Below are 17569 nucleotides of genomic sequence, written 5' to 3'. Positions count from 1 at the left end.
CCGCCGGCGCCCGGATCCGTCATCCCGCGGGCCGTCTCGCAGCGGGGTCCGGAGCGGAGCCGGGGGCCGGGTCGGGGGCCGCGTCGGGCTCCGGGTCGGGGCCGGGCGAGGACAGTCCTTCGAGTTCCCGCACCCGCTCGATCACGTCGTTGATGGACCGCAGGCTGCGCTGCGAGAGGCCGGCGGTGCGCAGGGCGACCCGCTGGACCTGGGCGTCCCGCAGGGCCATCAGGAGCCCGAGTTCCGCGTTGACGGTGTCGGTGACCTGGTCGTCGAAGAAGTAGGCGGGCGGGACCCCGAAGAACCTGGCGAGGCCCTCCAGGTGTTTGAGCGTGGGGTTGTCCCGCTGGCCCTTGCGCAGCAGCCAGATGTAGCTGCCGGAGATGGGGACGCCGGCGGCGGTGATCTCGCGGGCGGCTTCCTCGTTGGTGTAGGGGCCACGGCCGGCCGGGACCATGGTGGTGAACAGGGTGTTCAGCTTGTGGGCCAGGCTGCCGGTGGTCCCGGGGTCTGGTTCTGTCACGGCCTCGCGCCTCCATTGTCGGATGTTCACTCTAACCGTTGTATGAGCCCGCTACCCGGCTCTTCGGCCGACAGTCGCACTGGTATTGAAGCAAAACAGTGTTGCTTCACACCTGAGTTGATGTGAAGCTGACCGACGGGCTCGCCTGTGCGCGCACGACGATCGACCCGCCCCACGGGGGTAGGGGCGGGCAGATCGGGTTCCCCGTCAAGGACGCGTAGGGAACGGGCCGGCCCGCGTATGGGTCCCGTCACGAGGCGTCCGACCCGGCACAGGGACGGGGATAGCTTCGGTCGCGGAACCCGGGCCGCCGACTCGCGCGGCCCGGGACCGCACCAGCCACCCGTGGTTCCCGAGGAGGGCCCCATGTGCCTTTTCCCGTACGAAGACTCCGACCCCGAACCCGAGGAACGGGGCCCGGCCGGGCCCCTGTACGTGCCCGCCCGGCCGGGAGGAGCGCACGTGGCCGTGCGGCTGTTCCGCACCCCGCTGGGGGACCGTACCGCCGTCGGTTTCACCAGCCCGGAACGGCTGGCCGCCACGCTCGGTCCGGACCAGCCCTGGATCCGGCTCTCCGGGGCGGCGCTCCGCGCCCTGGCCCGGCCGCTCGGCGCGTCCCTGCTGACCGTCGATCCGGCCCTCACCGCTCCCCCGGCCGGCGCGGCGGACCGCGCCCGCGCCGGGACCCCGCCGGAGCCGGCGGCCCGCACCGCCGCCCGGACCGGCCGTACGGTCTGAGGGGGCGGGACATGACCGTCGCCGTACTCCCGCAGGCTCCCGCCGGTGCCGGCGGCCCGTCCGTCTGGCCTGCCTCCGCGACCCCGCTGCCGCACGGCGGCCTGGCCGTGGCCGGAGTGCCCCTGACCGAGGTCGCCGACCGGTTCGGCACCCCCGTCTACGTCCTGGACGAGGGCGAGGTCCGCGACCGCTGCCGGACCTACCGCGCGGCCTTCCCGGACGCGGACGTGCTGTACGCCGCCAAGGCGTTCCTCTCCCGTGCCGTGGTCCGCTGGGTCCGGGAGGAGGGGCTCGGCCTGGACGTGTGCTCGGCCGGGGAGCTGGAACTCGCCGTCACGTCCGGGTTCCCTCCGGAGCGGATCGTGCTGCACGGCAACGCCAAGTCCCCGGAGGACCTGGCGTCCGCGCTGCGGCTCGGGGTGGGCCGGATCGTGATCGACAGCCCGTCCGAGATCGCCCGGATCGCCGCCGCCGTCGGGCCGGGCGGCCGTCAGAAGGTGCTGGTGCGGGTGGTCCCCGGCGTCTCGGCCGGCGGCCACGACAAGATCCGCACCGGCACCGAGGGCCAGAAGTTCGGGCTCTCCCTCGGTGACGGCGGCGCCCGGCACGCCGTCAGCCGGATCCTGGGACAGCCGCGGCTCGAACTGACCGGTCTGCACTGTCACATCGGATCCCAGATCACCGAGGTCAAGCCCTATCTGGTGGCGCTGCGCCGGATGGTCGGGCTGATGGCCAGGATCCGCGAGGCCCACGGGGTGGTGCTGCCCGAGCTGGACATGGGCGGCGGTCACGGGATCGCCTACCGGCCGGGCGAACCGTCCCTCGACCCCGCCGCGCTCGCCCGGCGGATGCGCGCCGAACTGGTCGCCGGCTGCGCCGCGGCCGGGCTGGCGGTGCCCCGGCTGGCCGTCGAGCCGGGGCGGGCCGTGGTGGGCCCGGCCGGGGTCGCGCTCTACCGGGTGCTCAGCGTCAAGCGGGGCGGCGGGAAGCTGTTCGTCGCCGTGGACGGCGGGATGGCCGACAACCCGCGGCCCGCGCTGTACGGGGCGCGCTACGCGCCCATGCTGCTGGGGCGGAGTTCGACGGCCGGGGCGGCCGTGGCCACGGTGGTCGGCCGGCACTGCGAGGCGGGTGATGTGCTCGCCGCGGACGTGGAGTTGCCGGGCGACGTCCGCCCGGGCGATCTGCTCGCCGTGCCGGTGGCGGGGGCCTACCAGCTGTCCATGGCCTCCGGCTACAACCTGGTCGGCCGGCCGGCGGTGGTCGCCGCCCATGCGGGCGAGGCCAGGCTGCTGGTCCGGCGCGAGACCCTGGAGGACTACCGGAGCCGGGACGTCGGCGCCTGATCCGGCCGCGGCCGCCGCCTGGTACGGGCCCCCGCCGGCCGGGGGTCCGGACCGGGCGTGGCGGGTCAGGCGCCCCAGCGGAGCGCGATGGTGTCGCCCACGTTGATCACCTTGTTGCGGGCGGCTCCGGCGAACGCGGAGCCGTCCACGCTGACCTTCCAGGTGTTCGAGCCGCTGTTGGCCTTGCCGTTGACGGCGGTGATGGTGCCGGTGCCGGAGGCCGGGGTCACGCTGGTGACGCAGCCGGCCGGAGCGGCGGCGCCGGTGGCGGCGGCGAGTACGTCCCCGAGGGTGCTGGTGGTGCCGGTCGGGGTGAGGGTGACCGAGCAGGCCTTGAGGCCGCCGGCCCCGTCGTCCACGGTCAGGGCCAGCCGGGTGGTCGTGCCGGCGGTGAACGTCGGCTGGGCGACCCACTTGGGGGCTCCGGGGGTGACCGGGGTCGGCGGGGCGGTGGTGAAGCCGCCGCCGGCGACCGCGCGGAGGGCGTCGATCGAGGCGTAGGCGGTGGGCGCGGTGTCGGCCGGCTTGTACTTGAAGCCGCCGGCCGGGTTGAACTGGTTGGCGATCAGGAAGTCGATCGGGGTCTTCCCGGAGGCGGTGAGGAAGTCCCCGGTCTGCGGGTTGATGCCGCAGGCGTTGAGCCCGGCGACGGCCCAGCCGTTGGAGCTGGTGTTGACCCCGTAAAGGGAGTTGAAGGCGCCGGTGGACGACACCAGGGTGGTCCTGAGGAAGTTCTTGGCCTGGACGAGGTCCGGGTCGCCGGCGGGTATCCCGGAGGCGCAGAGGGCGGCCATGGCGGCGCCGGTCATGTCGACGTCGCCGGGGGCGTTGAGGACGGTGGGGTTGCCCTCGCCCTTCTGGTAGGTCCAGCCGCCGTCCACGTGCTGGTTGGCGCGAATCCGGGAGACCAGCGCGTCGGTCAGCTTCTGGGGGACGCGGGCCGTGCCGCCCTGGGTCTTCGCCCCGCCGAGCGCGAGGGCGGCGAACACGGTGCCGTTGAAGTTCGAGGAGGGGCCGAAGTAGCCGGGTTCGGCGGTCTGCCAGTAGGAGTAGACGTGGGCGATCAGATTGCGGGAGGCGGAGACCCGGGCCGGGTCGATGCCGGCCGCGTACGCGTTGAGGGCGGCGCGCTCGTAGTCGGTGACCACCGGGGAGGCGGAGGGCCAGGCCGCCGTGGAGAGCAGGTTCCGGTAGACGGTGCGGGCGTTCTTCGTGGTGTCCCCGCCGGGGGTGACGTCCACCACGGCCGTACCGGCGGCGGCGAGGGCGCTGAACGCCCACTCGTTGGAGAGTCCTGAGCCGGCGTAGGCGCCGCTGGGCGCCTGGAGGGACCTGAGGTAGGCGACGCCGTTGGTCTTCGAGGTGGCGATCTGCGCCGGCGTCGAGGTCGCGGAGGCGGGCAGCACGGTGAGGGCGAACGCGCCGAGGGCGGCGGGTCCCGCGAGCGCGAGGCGGCGGGGGGTACGGGGACGGGACATGGCCTGCTCCTGGAATCGGCGGGCGCCGGCCGCTCCGGACGCGCCGAGGGCGTCCGTGCACGGGGCACGGCCGGGGGCGTGGCCGGAGAGCCGCCGCCCGGAACGCGTGGTACGGCTTCCTGTACTGCGTCGCCGGATGGGCATTCGGGCTCGGAGACGGCCCCCGCCGTCCCACACCGCTGCGCGTCAGCTCCGGATTCGCACCGGATTCCCCCATGTGGCAGCCCAGGACGCTACCCGAGCGGCGAAACGACCGCCAGCCGACCGGTCTTGACGGGCCGTACGGATCGGTGTTCCATTCCGCGTGACAACTGCTCAGTCCCAGGGGAAGCCGGTGCGATTCCGGCGCTGACCCGCAACCGTGGGCCCGGATCTCCCGGGCGAGCCGGATTGCCTGGGGCCGGGTCACAGTACGAAGAGCGCCGTCGTGGACTGCGGTGTGGTCGTCCCCGCCTCCCCATGGCGCAGCGAGCCGTGCGGGGGCCTTCCGCCACGCACCCGTCCGCCCGGCAGAGACGAGGGCCGCGGTGGGGACCGAACAGAGGGCGCCACGGCGCCCCGTGACGGGGCGGCGGCTGCTGTCCCTGCTGACCGCCTCCTTCCTGACGCTCGGGGCGGGCGCGGCCCTGCTCTCGGCCCCCACCCCGGCGAGCGCCGACCCCGTCGCGAAGTGCTCGCCGGTCAAGGGGGCCCTGGTCGCGGTGGACTTCCGGCCGTTCGGCGGCACGGTGGAGAAGGGCTGTGACACCACCCCCACCACCGGCTACGAACTGCTGCACACCGCCGGGTTCACCACCACGGGCACCGTCCACGACGGCCCCGGCTTCATCTGCCGGATCGGGCTCAAGTCCTTCCAGGGCGGCAGGCAGTACCCCACCCCGGCCAAGGAGCCCTGCGTGCTCACCCCGCAGGCCACCGCCTACTGGTCGTACTGGATCGCCTCGCCGGGGCAGCGGAAGTGGACCTACAGTCCGCTCGGGTCGATGGCCCGGAACCCGAAGGCCGGCGATGTGGAGGCCTGGGTGTTCGGCGGCACCGACGTCGGCGGCACCAAGGGGAAGCCCTCCTTCACCCCCGATGACGTCCGGGGGTTCAGCACCCCCGACCCGGCGGTCCCGACGGTCCCGCCCAAGGTGCCCGCGGGCTCGGTGGACGTGCCCGCCGCCCTCCGCTGGATCGGCGGCAGGGTGAAGGACGGGCGGGTGGTCGACGAGGGGTCCACCACCGTCAACCACCTCCTCACCACCGAGGCGGTGTTCGCCCTGGCGGCCTCCGACCGCAAGAGCCCGGCGGCCAGGAAGGCCGCGGAGTTCCTCGCGGACCCCGCGCAGACCGAGGCGTACGCCTATCCGAACGGCCGGGACGCGATACCCGACGCCACGGCCGCGGCACGGCTGGCGCTGGTGGCCGAGGCCACCGGGCTGGACCCGCGCGCGTTCGGCGGCCGCGATCTGCTCGGGGACCTGGTGAAGTACGCCTGCCCGCGGGACATCGGCGACGGGGACACCGTCGACGGCTGTCTGACCAAGGGGGACTTCCGCACCACCGGGCAGTCCGATGCCCAGGCCATGGCCGTGATCGCCCTGGTCAACGCGGGGGTGGCGCCCCCGGCGGGCTCGGTGGCCCGGCTGACCGGACTCCAGTGCGAGGACGGCGGGTTCACCTCCGTCCTGATCCGGTCCGGCGGCTGGTGCGACAGCGAGGCCGGCTCCACCGGGCTGATCACCCTGGCGCTGGCCCGGGCCGGCGGCCATGAGCCGGCCGTCCAGAAGGCCCGCGCCTTCCTGAAGAAGTCCCAGCTGAGGACGGGCGCCTGGCCCGCCCTGCACTACGAGACCACCGGCAACCCGGCCGCGACCGCCTGGGCGGCCCAGGCGCTGCGGGCCCTCGGCGACGAGGCCTTCGCGGACGCGGGCCTCTCCTGGCTCTCCGGGCGCCAGCTGGCCTCGGGCGGGTTCGGCTTCGGGGAGGAGGACACCGAGTCCCGGCTGTTCCCGACCGCCACGGCGGCCGTCGCCGGGGCCGGCAGCGATCTGGGCGCCCTGACCGCCAAGCCGGCCGTGCCGCCGACGGTCCCCCCGACGACCCCGCCCACCGGCCCCACCAAGCCCCCCACCACCCCGCCGACCGCTCCCCCGGCCGGTCCCGGTCCGGACCTGCGGAAGGGGGTCGGCTATCTGACCCACCCCTCCAGGCTGATCCAGGGCCGGTTCTACGAGACCCAGCCCGGCAAGCGCTTCGCCGACTACGGGCTGACCATCGACGGGGCCTACGCCCTCGCCGCCACCGGTGGGGACGACGCGGCGCTGCGCGACATCGTCGACTTCCTCGACCAGGGCGGCGAGGACGGCCACGGGCGCGGCCTGCACGACTGGACCCACATCGGCAGCAGCTACGCGAGCGGCGGGTCCCTCGGCAAGGCGGCCGTGCTCGCCCAGTCCGTGGGCCGGAACCCGCGGGACTTCGGCGGCCGGGACCTGATCGCCGCACTCGCGAAGATCACCTGCAAGGAGCGGACCCCGGTCCGGCAGCAGTGCGCGGGCAAGGGCAACTACACCTACGCGACCTCCGTGTTCTCCCAGTCCCTCGGCGTGATCGCACAGCTCCGGGCCGGTGAGAAGGCCGCCGCGGCCGCACCGGTCGGCTATCTGAAGGGCCTCCAGACCCCGTCGGGTGCCTGGCCCAGCCTGATCGGCGAGCCGAGCGGGCCGGAGGTCGACTCCACGGCGATGGCCGCGATGGCCGTCGACCTGCTGCCGGACGCCGCCTCGCAGGCCGCCGTGGACCGGGCCCTGCGCTGGCTGGCGGCCCGGCAGACCGCGGACGGCGGCTTCCCCGGCGCCTCGGGGAACTCGGTGAACTCGGCCGCGCTGGCGATTCAGGGGCTGTCGCTGGACGCCACCCGGTACCGCACCCAGATCGCCCGGGCCCGCGCCTTCCTGGCCACCCGGCAGAACCGGGACGGCGGGTTCACCATCACCAAGGGCGGCCAGCCGGGCTCCGACGTCCGCGCCTCCACCCAGGCCGTGGGCGGGGCCACCGGAGTCTCCTTCGGCACCCTGGCCCGCGACCTCTCGGGCACCACCCCGCAGCCCCTTCCCGGCATCTCCGCGTCCCCGACTCCGGGCCCCACGCCCACCGTCCCGGTGATCGTGACCCCCGAGGACGGCTCCGGCGGCCCGGGCTCGGGCGGCTCCGGCGGCAACCTCGCCTCCACCGGCGCCCGGGCCGGGGGTCTCGCCGCCGTCGCGCTGGCACTTGTCCTCGCCGGCTGGGGCGCCACCCGCCTCGCCCGGGGCCGCCGTGGCACCCCCGGGGGCCGGGCATGAGGCGCGGCGGGACGGCCGGCATCCCGGCCCGGACGGCCGCAGCCCTGACCCGGACAGCCGCCGCGCTCGGGCTGACGGTGGCGGCCCTGGCCGGCACCACCGCCCCGGCCGGGGCGGCACCCCAGCCGATGGGCCGGTGCACCACCTCCTCCGGGGTGGTCCTCGCCGTGGACTTCAGCCGCTGGGGCGGGCCGATCTACCGGTCCTGCGGCACCACCCCCACCACCGGCTACGAACTCCTCAACCAGGGCGGCTGGACCACCACCGGCACCGGGCACGACGGCCCCGCCTTCGTCTGCCGGATCGGCTACAGCGGCCACCGGGGCGGCAAGCAGTTCCCGACGCCCCGGGAGGACGACTGCGTGCTGACCCCGCCGGCCTCCGCCTACTGGTCGTACTGGCACGCCGATCCCGGCCGGAACACCTGGGAGTACAGCCAGCTGGGGGCCATGCTCTACAAGCCCAAGCCGGGCAGCGTGGACCTGTGGATCTTCGGCGCGACCGATGTCGAGGGCACTGAGGGCAAGCCCACGGTCACCCCGGACCAACTGCGTGCCAGGAACGCGCGGCCGACCGGCGGGCCCGCGCCCCGGGACACCCGCACCGCGGCCCCGCCGCCCCCGGACGCGGACACCGGGCCCGGGCCGGTCGCCCCGTCCCCGACCGAGCCGGCGCCCCCGGCGGGCACCGCCGCACCGGGTGCCTCGGCCTCCGCACCCGTACCCGTGCCCGTACTGACGGGCCCCTCCGTCTCCGCCACCCCCACGACCGGCGCCCCGCCCACCCCTTCCGCACCACCGGCCTCCGGTGTCCCACCGGTGGCGGCCCCTCCGGCCGGGACCCAGGTGGTGGACGCGGCACCGGCGTCCGACCCGGAGCACGAGGCCGGCTCCTATCTGCCCGCCGTCGCCACCGGGGCCCTCGTCCTGCTGATCGGTGCTGCGGCCGTCCGCTCGGCCAGGCGCCGGCGCCGTCCGGAGTAGCCGCGTGCCACCCACCGCCACCACCGGGGCCGCGGCCCCGCTCCCCCTCTCCGGCCCCGCGCCGGAGACGGGAGGCCGCCGACTGCCCCGCACCCTGCACCCGGTCGCCTGGTGGATCTGGGCCCTGGCCCTCGCCACCGCGGTCAGCCGCACCAACAACCCGCTGCTGCTGTTCCTCGTCCTGGCGGTCCTCGGATACGTGGTCACCGTGCGCCGCACCGAGGCGCCCTGGGCCCGCGGCTTCCAGTACTACCTGTACCTGGCGCTGACCGTGGTCGCGATCAGAGTGGTGTTCCGGGCGGTCTTCGCCACCGGCACCACCCCCCGCGACCACATCCTGTTCTCCCTGCCGCACCTCCCCACCCCCGATTGGTACGCCGGCATCCGGCTCGGCGGCCCGGTCTCCCTGGAGGCCCTGCTGTCGGCCGCGACCGACGGTCTGCGGCTGGCCTGCATGCTCTGCTGCGTCGGCGCCGCCAACACCCTCGCCAACCCCAAACGCGCCCTGCGGATCCTGCCCGGCGCCCTCTACGAACTCGGCGTCGCCGTCACGGTGTCCATCAGCGTCGCCCCGCAGCTGGTGCAGAGCGTCCAGCGGGTGCACCGGGCCAGAAGGCTGCGGGCCGGCCGGGCCTCCTCCCCCGCCAAGGGCCCGCGCGCCCTGCGCGGCACCGTGGTCCCGGTCCTGGAGGACGCCCTGGAGCGTTCGCTGCGGCTGGCGGCCGCCATGGACTCCCGCGGCTACGGCCGGTCCGGGACCGCCACCCGCCGGTCCCGCCGGCTGACCGGCGCGCTGATGCTGCTGGGCATGTGCGGGCTGTGCGCCGGGGCGTACGGGCTCCTCGACGCCACCGCCCCCCGGCTGCTCGGCCTGCCCGCCATGGGTGCGGGCGCCCTGCTGTGCTTCGCCGGACTGCGCCTGGGCGGGCGCCGGATCACCCGGACCAGCTACCGGCCGGACCCCTGGCGGTCCGCCGAATGGGCCGTGGCCGGCTGCGGGCTGCTGTCGGCGGTGCTGCTCTTCGCCAACACGGGATTCGACGCGGCCGAGTTGAACCCCTCCTTCCATCCGCTCAGCTGGCCCGCCCTGCCGCTGGTCCCGGCCGCGGCGATACTCCTCGCCGGCGCGGCCGGCTTCCTGGCCCCGCCCCCGGAGGAACCCAAGTGATCACCTTCGACCAGGTCTCCGTCCGCTACGAGGACACGGCCGCACCGGTCCTGCGGGACGTGGACCTCACCGTGGAGGAGGGGGAGCTGTGCCTGGTCGTGGGCCACACCGGGTCCGGCAAGTCCACCCTGCTCGGCGCCGTCAACGGCCTCGTCCCGCACTTCACCGGCGGCACCCTGCACGGCCGGGTCCTGGTCGACGGCCGGGACACCGCCCACCATCCGCCCCGGGAACTCGCCGATGTGGTGGGCGTGGTGGGACAGGACCCGCTGGACGGATTCGTCACCGACACCGTCGAGGAGGAACTCGCCTACGCCATGGAGCAGTTGGCGGTCCCGCCGGCCACCATGCGCAAACGGGTCGAGGAGACCCTGGACCTGCTCGGTCTGGCCGATCTACGCCACCGGGCGCTGCACGAGCTCTCCGGCGGACAGCAGCAGCGGGTGGCCATCGGATCCGTCCTGACCCCGCACCCGCGGGTGCTGGTCCTGGACGAGCCGACCTCCGCCCTGGACCCCGCCGCCGCGGAGGAGGTGCTGGCCGCCGTCACCCGGCTGGTCCACGACCTGGGCGTCACCGTGCTGCTCGCCGAGCACCGGCTGGAGCGGGTGGTGCAGTACGCCGACCGCGTGATCCACCTCCCGGGCGACGGCCGGGTGGTGTCCGGGGCGCCCGCCGAGGTCTTCCGGACCTCCTCGATCGCGCCGCCCCTGGTGGAGCTGGGCCGGGCCGCCGGCTGGTCCCCGCTGCCGCTCTCGGTCCGGGACGCCCGGCGCGCGGCCGCCCCGCTGCGCGCCCGGCTGGCCGGGACCGTCCCGCCCCCCGTACGCCCCGCCCACACCCACACCCACGCCTCCGGCGACGGCGACGGCGACGGCGACGGCGGCGCCGGTGGCCGGGAGCTGCTGACCGCCCGCGGGGTGACCGTGGCGTACCGCGGGGTCCCGGCGGTCCGGGAGGTCGACCTCGCGCTCCGCGGCGGTGAGATCACGGCCCTGATGGGCCGCAACGGCTCCGGGAAGTCCTCGCTGCTCTGGGCGCTCCAGGGCTCGGGCCCCCGCAAGGCCGGCTCGGTGGCCGTCGGCGCCCCCGGCGGTCCGGTGGCCCGGGATCCGCGCAGGCTCCCGGCGGCCGAGGCGCGCCGACTGGTGGGGCTGGTCCCGCAGACCCCGACCGATCTGCTCTATCTGGAGTCCGTCGGACAGGAACTGGCCCAGGCCGACGCCGAGTCGGGGACCGGGACCGGCCCGGGCCGGGTGACGGCCAGGTCCCTGCTGGACCGGCTGGCCCCGGGCATCCCCGACGGCACCCACCCCCGCGACCTCTCGGAGGGGCAGAGGCTGGCCCTGGTCCTCGCGATCCAGCTGTGCGCGGCCCCCCGGGTGCTGCTGCTGGACGAGCCGACCCGTGGGCTGGACTACGGCGCCAAGGACGCGCTCATCCGGATCGTGGACGGGCTGGCCGCCGAGGGCCGGGCGGTGGTGGTGTCCACCCATGACGTGGAGTTCGTGGCACGTGCCGCCGACCGCGTGCTGGTGATGGCGGAGGGCGACATCGTGGCCGACGGTCCCACCACCGAGGTGATCGTCGCCTCCCCGGTGTTCGCCCCGCAGACCGCGAAGGTGCTGTCCCCGCTGCCCTTCCTCACCGTGGGCCAGCTGACCGCCGTGCTCGCCGGGGGAACGGACCCGGACGCATGAGGGCCGCCCGCTCCGCCGGCACCCCCGCGGCCGGCACCCCCGCAGCCATCCGGATCCGCGCCCGGGCCGGGCTGGTCATCACGATGGCCGCCTTCCTCGGGGTGGTCGCCTTCTTCTGGCCGTTCCTCGTCGCCCCGGGGAAGTTCGGCTCGAACTACGCCCCGCCGCTGGTCTTCGGCGTGCTGTTGGTGGTGGTGCTCTGCGTGGTGGTCTCCGAGATCGCCGAGGGCGGCATCAACTCCAAGGCCCTGGCGATGCTGGGCGTCCTCTCGGCGGTGAACGCCGCCATCCGCCCGCTGGGCGCGGGCACCGCCGGCATCGAGACGGTGTTCTTCATCCTGGTCCTGGCCGGGCGGGTCTACGGGCCGGGCTTCGGCTTCACCCTGGGCTGCACCTCCCTCTTCGCCTCGGCGCTGATCACCGGCGGGGTGGGGCCCTGGATGCCGTACCAGATGTTCGGCTGCGCCTTCGTGGGAATGCTGGCCGGATGTCTGCCGAAGGCCGGGGGCCGGGCGGAGATCGCCCTGCTCGCGGTCTACGGCTCGGTCTCCGGCTATCTCTTCGGATTCCTGCTGAACCTCTCCTTCTGGCCGTTCTCCCTCGACCCGGGCAGTTCCATCGCCTATCTCCCCGGGCTGCCCTTCACCGAGCAGTTCCAGCGCTATCTGGCCTTCGACCTGGCCACCTCGCTGGGCTGGGACACCGGCCGGGCGGTCACCAACTTTCTGTGCGTGTGCCTGGCCGGCCCGGCGGTCCTGACGGTCTTCCGACGGGCCGCCCGCAAGGCCCGGTTCGAGGCCCCGGTCCGCTTCGAGGGGCCGTCGCTTGACCGATGACCTGGGGCAACGTAACTTCGTCGGCACCAACTCGTGAGCCACTGGAAGGAGGCGACCCGGCATGCGGACGATATCCGAGCACATCCGGTCCCCCCACCAGATCGCCTGGGCTCCGGGCCGGGTAGCGCACGGCTGCTGAGCAGCCCTCCCCCGGCTCCACTTCCCCCCTTCTTCTCGTTCTTCGCTCGTCATCCCCTTTTCCTCGCTCGTGGTGCGCCGACGCGCACCCTGCGCCGCGCCACCATTCCCGCTGCCGCACACGGCCGGGTCCGCGCCGCGCCAGTGAAAGAGAAAGCTCCTGAACATGGCAACAGGGATAGCCCGACCGGCTCGGATCACGGTCAACGGGACGGAAACGCCCATCGCACCCGCCGCACCCCACACCACGGTCCTCGACTTCCTCCGCGACCGCGGCCTCACCGGCACCAAGGAGGGCTGCGCCGAAGGCGAATGCGGCGCCTGCTCCGTGCTGGTGGCCCGGCCCGGGCTGCACAAGCCCACCGACTGGGTGGCGGTCAACGCCTGCCTGGTCCCGGTCGCCTCCCTCGACGGCCAGGAGGTCGTCACCTCCGAGGGCCTGGCCACCCCCGGCGAGCCGGGCGGACCGGACGTACTGCACCCCGTACAGGAGGAGATGGCCCTCCGCGGCGGCTCCCAGTGCGGCTACTGCACCCCGGGGTTCGTGTGCAGCATGGCCTCCGAGTACTACCGGCCCGACCGCTGCGCCCACCCGGCCCCGGAGGCCGGCACGGCCCCGGAGGAGGACGGGCCCGCGGACCCCGAGCACGGCCCGAACGGCTTCGACCTGCACGCGCTCAGCGGGAACCTGTGCCGCTGCACCGGATACCGCCCGATCCGCGACGCCGCCTTCGCCGTCGGCACGCCCGGGCCCGCGGACCCGCTGGCCCTGCGCCGCGAACAGCCGCCGAACGAGCCGGCCGTCACCGCGTACGCCCGGGAGGACGCCGAGTTCCTGCGGCCCGCCGACCTGGCCGGGGCCCTGCGGCTGCTCCGCGAACGGCCCGGGGCGGTGGTCCTGGCCGGCAGCACCGACTGGGGTGTGGAGGTCAACATCCGCTCCCGGCGCGCCCCTTGCGTGGTCGCCGTCGACCGGCTGCCCGAACTCCGCGCGCTGCACGTCGGATCCGACCACATCGAGATCGGCGCGGCCCGGACCCTCACCGAGATCGAGCGCCGGCTCGACGGCGAAGTCCCGCTGCTGGCCGAGCTGTTCCCGCAATTCGCGTCCCGGCTCATCCGCAACAGCGCCACCCTCGGCGGCAACCTGGGCACCGGATCCCCCATCGGCGACAGCCCCCCGGTACTGCTCGCCCTGGAGGCCACCCTGCTGCTGGCCGACGCCGACGGGGAGCGCGAGGTGCCGCTGTCCGACTACTTCACCGGCTATCGGCAGAGCGTGCGCCGTCCCGGCGAGCTGATCCGCGCGGTCCGGATCCCGCTTCCGCTGTCCCCGGTCACGGCCTTCCACAAGATCGCCAAGCGGCGGTTCGACGACATCTCCAGCGTGGCGGTCGCCTTCGCCCTCGACATCGAGGACGGGATCGTCCGCAAGGCGCGCATCGGCCTGGGCGGCGTGGCCGCCACCCCGATCCGCGCCCTGGCCACCGAGGCCGCCCTGGAGGGCAGGCCCTGGACCGCGGAGACCGCCGAGACCGCGGCCCGCACCCTGCGGACCGAGGGCACCCCCATGGACGACCACCGCGCCAGCGCCGGCTACCGCTCCGCGATGCTCGGCCAGAGCCTGCTCAAGCTGTACGCACGGACCACCGAGGCGGTGTCGTCATGAGTCAACTGTCCCAGCGCCCCGAGAAGGCCGCGGTCGGCGTCCCCCTGCCGCACGAGAGCGCCGCCCTGCACGTCACCGGTGCCGCCCTCTACACCGACGACCTGGTGCACCGCACCAAGGACGTGCTGCACGCCCACCCGGTGCAGGTGATGAAGGCCCACGGCCGGATCACCGCACTGCGCACCGACGCGGCCCTCGCCGTGCCCGGCGTGGTCCGGGTGCTGACCGGCGCCGACGTCCCCGGGGTCAACGACGCCGGCATGAAGCACGACGAACCGCTGTTCCCCGACGAGGTCATGTTCCACGGCCACGCGGTCGCCTGGGTGCTCGCCGAGGACCTGGAGTCGGCCCGGCTGGGCGCCGCGGCCGTCGAGGTGGAACTCGACGAGAGGCCCTCGGTGATCACCCTGGCGGAGGCGATCGCGGCCGACAGCTTCCACGGCGCACGCCCCGTGATGACCACCGGCGACGTGGACGCCGGCTTCGCGGACTCCGCACACGTGTTCTCCGGCAGCTTCACCTTCTCCGACCAGGAGCACTTCTACCTGGAGACGCACGCCGCACTGGCCCTGGTCGACGAGAACGGCCAGATGTTCGTCCAGAGCAGCACCCAGCACCCCTCGGAGACCCAGGAGATCGTCGCCCACGTCCTCGGCCTGAACAGCCACGAGGTGACCGTGCAGTGCCTGCGGATGGGCGGCGGCTTCGGCGGCAAGGAGATGCAGCCGCACGGGTTCGCGGCCGTCGCCGCCCTCGGCGCCCGGCTGACCGGCCGCCCGGTCCGGGTCCGGCTCAACCGCACCCAGGACCTCACCATGTCCGGCAAGCGCCACGGCTTCCACGCCGACTGGCGGATCGGATTCGACGCCGAGGGCCGCATCCAGGCCCTGGAGGCCACCCTGACCGCCGACGGCGGCTGGAGCCTGGACCTGTCCGAACCGGTCGTCGCCCGCGCCCTCTGCCACATCGACAACACCTACTGGATCCCGAACGCCCGCGTCACCGGCCGCATCGCCCGGACCAACAAGGTCTCCAACACCGCCTTCCGCGGCTTCGGCGGCCCCCAGGGCATGCTGGTGATCGAGGACATCATGGGCCGCTGCGCACCGCTGCTCGGCCTGGACCCGACGGAACTGCGGGAACGCAACTTCTACCGGGAGGGCCACACCACCCCGTACGGGCAGCCGGTCACCCACCCCGAACGGATCTCCGTCGTCTGGCGGCAGGTCCAGGAGGACGCCGGCATCGTCCACCGCCGGCGCGAGATCGCCGCCTTCAACTCCGCCCACCCGCACACCAAGCGGGCCCTGGCGGTCACCGGCATCAAGTTCGGGATCTCCTTCAACCTCACCGCCTTCAACCAGGCCGGCGCCCTGGTGCTGGTCTACAAGGACGGCTCGGTCCTGATCAACCACGGCGGCACCGAGATGGGCCAGGGCCTGCACACCAAGATGCTCCAGGTGGCCGCGACCGCGCTGGGCGTCCCGCTGCACAAGGTGCGGCTGGCGCCCACCCGCACCGACAAGGTGCCCAACACCTCGGCCACCGCGGCCAGCGCCGGGGCCGACCTCAACGGCGCGGCGGTGAAGAACGCCTGCGAGCAGATCCGCGAGCGGCTGCTCCGGGTCGCCGGCACCCAGCTGGGGGTGAACGCCTCCGACGTACGGATCTCCGAGGGCGTCGCCCGGGCCCTCGGCAGCGACCGGGAACTGCCCTGGGACGACCTGGTGCGCACCGCCTACTTCCAGCGGGTCCAGCTGTCGGCGGCCGGCTTCTACCGCACCGAGGGACTGCACTGGGACCCCAAGGCCTTCCACGGCTCCCCGTTCAAGTACTTCTCGTACGGGGCGGCGGCCACCGAGGTGGAGGTGGACGGGTTCACCGGCGCCTACCGGATCCGCCGGGTGGACATCGTGCACGACGTCGGCGACAGCCTCTCGCCGATGATCGACATCGGCCAGGTCGAGGGCGGGTTCGTCCAGGGCGCGGGCTGGCTGACCCTCGAAGACCTGCGCTGGGACTCCGGCGACGGCCCGCACCGCGGCCGGCTGCTCACCCAGGCCGCCAGCACCTACAAGCTGCCGAGCTTCTCGGAGATGCCCGAGGAGTTCCACGTCAGACTGCTGGAGAACGCCACCGAGGAGGGCGCCGTCTACGGCTCCAAGGCGGTCGGCGAACCCCCGCTGATGCTGGCCTTCTCGGTACGGGAGGCCCTGCGCCAGGCGGCCGCGGAGTTCGGGCCCGCCGGGGCCAGTGTGGAGCTCGCCTCGCCCGCGACACCGGAGGCGGTGTACTGGGCGATCGAGTCGGTCCGCGTCCCGGCGGGCACGCCGAGCCATGTCTGACACCACCTGGGTGGCCGCGGTCGCGCGGTTGCGGGAACGCCGGGAACCCGGCGTGCTCGTGACCGTCGCGACCGTGCGCGGCCACGCCCCCCGCCGGCCCGGCGCCAAACTGCTGGTGGCCCGGGGCGAGACCTGGGGGTCGATCGGCGGCGGCAACATCGAGGCCGTGGCCATCGACCGGGCGCGCGAACTGAACGCCGCGCCCGATCCGGAGCCGGAGCTGATGGAGTTCGCCCTGAACGAACGGGTCACCGGCCGGCACGGGGTGCAGTGCTGCGGCGGTGCCGTCACCGTGCTCCTCGAACCGCTGCCGGTGGTGGAGGCGGTGGCGGTGTTCGGCGTCGGACACGTCGGACTGGAGCTGGCCCGCATCCTGTCCCGGCAGGACCTCGACCTGCATCTGATCGACACCCGGCCCGAGATGCTCGCCGAGGACCGGCTGGGGGTGCTCGCGGACGCGGTGGCCCGGGTCCGCGCCCACCACACCCCGCTGCTGCCCGAGGAGGTCCTGGCGGGGCTGCCGCCCGGCACCCATGTGCTGATCATGACCCATGACCACGCCGAGGACGCCGCGCTCTGCGACGCCGCCCTGCGGACCCCCGGTCTCGGCTCGATCGGTCTGATCGGCTCGGCCGCCAAATGGGCCCGGTTCCGGCAGCGGCTGGCCGACGAGGGCGGTCACGACAGTGCCGCCATCGACCGGATCAAGACCCCGATCGGGATCCCCGGGATCGCCGGGAAGGAGCCCGCCACCATCGCGCTGAGCGTGGCGGCGGACCTGCTCCGCACCTTCGAGCGGACCCGGCTGCCCCGGCCCGCGGCACAGCCCGTGGCGCAGCCGGTGGCCGAAGAGGCTCCGGCGGCCGTTCCGGTCCCGGTGGCGGTCCCGGTCAGTCGATGACCGCCACCGCCTCGATCTCGACGAGCAGCCCGGGGGCGGCCAGGGCGGCGACCCCGATCCCGGTGAGCGGCGGGGCCGGCAGCGGCCCGAGCCGCTCGGCCGCCCGGGCCACTCCTTCGAGGAACAGGGGCATCCGGTCGGGGGTCCAGTCCACCAGGTAGACGGTCAGCCGGGCGACCTGGTCGAAGGTGGCGCCGGCCCCGGCGAGGGCGGTGGCGACGTTGAGGTAGCACTGCTCGACCTGGGCCGCGAAGTCCCCCTCGCCGACCAGGCGGCCTTCGGCGTCCCAGGCGACCTGGCCGGCGACGAACACCGTCCTCGACCCGGTCGCCACCGCCGTCTGCCGGTAGAGGTCCACCTTCACCAGCCCGGCCGGATCCTTCAGCTCGATGGCCATGTCCGCTCCCGTTCCACG

The 17569-nt window shown here is 74.4% G+C and carries 13 protein-coding genes and 1 riboswitch; of the genes, 10 read left to right on the top strand and 3 right to left on the bottom strand.

Annotation, left to right across the window (positions count from 1 at the left end):
* Nucleotides 1-19: 19 nt before the first annotated feature.
* The gene (locus tag ACZ50K_RS12215; RefSeq protein ID WP_468901064.1) at nt 20-523 is read right to left on the bottom strand and encodes a helix-turn-helix domain-containing protein; all 504 of its coding nucleotides are present in this window, start codon (nt 521-523) and stop codon (nt 20-22) included.
* A gap of 366 nt (nt 524-889) precedes the next feature.
* Between ACZ50K_RS12215 and ACZ50K_RS12210 the strand changes: the two genes are divergently transcribed.
* Together ACZ50K_RS12210 and lysA are read left to right on the top strand one after the other, a co-directional pair.
* Nucleotides 890-1261: an SAV_915 family protein gene (locus ACZ50K_RS12210; RefSeq protein WP_468901062.1), complete on the top strand. Its 372-nt coding sequence runs from the start codon at nt 890-892 to the stop codon at nt 1259-1261.
* 11 nt (nt 1262-1272) lie between these two features.
* The gene (lysA, locus tag ACZ50K_RS12205) at nt 1273-2607 is read left to right on the top strand and encodes a diaminopimelate decarboxylase (protein ID WP_468901059.1); all 1335 of its coding nucleotides are present in this window, start codon (nt 1273-1275) and stop codon (nt 2605-2607) included.
* Nucleotides 2608-2672: 65 nt separating this feature from the next.
* On the opposite strand, the gene ACZ50K_RS12200 is transcribed toward lysA, so the two are convergent.
* Nucleotides 2673-4085, bottom strand: a complete 1413-nt coding sequence (locus tag ACZ50K_RS12200; protein WP_468901056.1) for a prenyltransferase/squalene oxidase repeat-containing protein — start codon at nt 4083-4085, stop codon at nt 2673-2675.
* 118 nt (nt 4086-4203) lie between these two features.
* Nucleotides 4204-4342: riboswitch (cobalamin riboswitch) on the bottom strand.
* A gap of 270 nt (nt 4343-4612) precedes the next feature.
* Here ACZ50K_RS12200 and ACZ50K_RS12195 point away from each other — a divergent pair.
* The 8 genes from ACZ50K_RS12195 to xdhC all read left to right on the top strand — a co-directional run bounded on the left by ACZ50K_RS12195 (nt 4613) and on the right by xdhC (nt 17154).
* Nucleotides 4613-7414, top strand: coding sequence for a prenyltransferase/squalene oxidase repeat-containing protein (locus ACZ50K_RS12195; protein ID WP_468901053.1), 2802 nt, complete (start codon nt 4613-4615; stop codon nt 7412-7414).
* Between the two features lie 20 nt (nt 7415-7434).
* Nucleotides 7435-8397 carry a hypothetical protein gene (locus ACZ50K_RS12190; protein ID WP_468901207.1) on the top strand — a complete coding sequence of 321 codons (963 nt, stop codon included), beginning with the start codon at nt 7435-7437 and terminating at the stop codon, nt 8395-8397.
* Nucleotides 8398-8401: 4 nt separating this feature from the next.
* Nucleotides 8402-9565, top strand: coding sequence for a CbiQ family ECF transporter T component (locus tag ACZ50K_RS12185; protein WP_468901050.1), 1164 nt, complete (start codon nt 8402-8404; stop codon nt 9563-9565).
* Nucleotides 9562-11265, top strand: coding sequence for an ABC transporter ATP-binding protein (locus ACZ50K_RS12180; RefSeq protein ID WP_468901048.1), 1704 nt, complete (start codon nt 9562-9564; stop codon nt 11263-11265). The genes ACZ50K_RS12185 and ACZ50K_RS12180 overlap by 4 nt, the downstream gene beginning before the upstream one ends.
* Complete coding sequence (locus ACZ50K_RS12175) at nt 11262-12101, top strand: ECF transporter S component (RefSeq protein WP_468901046.1); 840 nt, start codon at nt 11262-11264, stop codon at nt 12099-12101. Before ACZ50K_RS12180 ends, ACZ50K_RS12175 begins: the two co-directional genes overlap by 4 nt.
* A 304-nt stretch (nt 12102-12405) precedes the next feature.
* Entirely contained in the window at nt 12406-13908 is a 1503-nt protein-coding gene (locus ACZ50K_RS12170) for a xanthine dehydrogenase small subunit (RefSeq protein ID WP_468901043.1), read from the top strand.
* Nucleotides 13905-16253, top strand: a complete 2349-nt coding sequence (xdhB, locus tag ACZ50K_RS12165) for a xanthine dehydrogenase molybdopterin binding subunit (protein WP_468901041.1) — start codon at nt 13905-13907, stop codon at nt 16251-16253. Before ACZ50K_RS12170 ends, xdhB begins: the two co-directional genes overlap by 4 nt.
* The gene (gene xdhC / locus ACZ50K_RS12160; RefSeq protein WP_468901038.1) at nt 16246-17154 is read left to right on the top strand and encodes a xanthine dehydrogenase accessory protein XdhC; all 909 of its coding nucleotides are present in this window, start codon (nt 16246-16248) and stop codon (nt 17152-17154) included. The genes xdhB and xdhC overlap by 8 nt, the downstream gene beginning before the upstream one ends.
* On the opposite strand, the gene ACZ50K_RS12155 is transcribed toward xdhC, so the two are convergent.
* Nucleotides 17144-17551, bottom strand: a complete 408-nt coding sequence (locus ACZ50K_RS12155; protein ID WP_468901036.1) for a RidA family protein — start codon at nt 17549-17551, stop codon at nt 17144-17146. The two genes, xdhC and ACZ50K_RS12155, sit on opposite strands and share 11 nt — an antisense overlap.
* Nucleotides 17552-17569 lie beyond the last annotated feature (18 nt).

It is taken from the genome of Streptomyces sp. NPDC033845, assembly GCF_055576225.1.
Note: the sequence above shows the minus strand (reverse complement) of the source record. Positions and strands in the feature narration are given on the sequence as shown.

What these genes read in the sequence shown, in the direction of transcription:
- ACZ50K_RS12210 (WP_468901062.1), top strand. Translation starts at nt 890, where the DNA reads ATGTGCCTTTTCCCGTACGAAGACTCCGACCCCGAACCCGAGGAACGG.
- lysA (WP_468901059.1), top strand. Translation starts at nt 1,273, where the DNA reads ATGACCGTCGCCGTACTCCCGCAGGCTCCCGCCGGTGCCGGCGGCCCG.
- ACZ50K_RS12200 (WP_468901056.1), bottom strand. Translation starts at nt 4,085, where the DNA reads ATGTCCCGTCCCCGTACCCCCCGCCGCCTCGCGCTCGCGGGACCCGCC.
- ACZ50K_RS12175 (WP_468901046.1), top strand. Translation starts at nt 11,262, where the DNA reads ATGAGGGCCGCCCGCTCCGCCGGCACCCCCGCGGCCGGCACCCCCGCA.
- ACZ50K_RS12170 (WP_468901043.1), top strand. Translation starts at nt 12,406, where the DNA reads ATGGCAACAGGGATAGCCCGACCGGCTCGGATCACGGTCAACGGGACG.
- xdhB (WP_468901041.1), top strand. Translation starts at nt 13,905, where the DNA reads ATGAGTCAACTGTCCCAGCGCCCCGAGAAGGCCGCGGTCGGCGTCCCC.
- xdhC (WP_468901038.1), top strand. Translation starts at nt 16,246, where the DNA reads ATGTCTGACACCACCTGGGTGGCCGCGGTCGCGCGGTTGCGGGAACGC.
- ACZ50K_RS12155 (WP_468901036.1), bottom strand. Translation starts at nt 17,551, where the DNA reads ATGGCCATCGAGCTGAAGGATCCGGCCGGGCTGGTGAAGGTGGACCTC.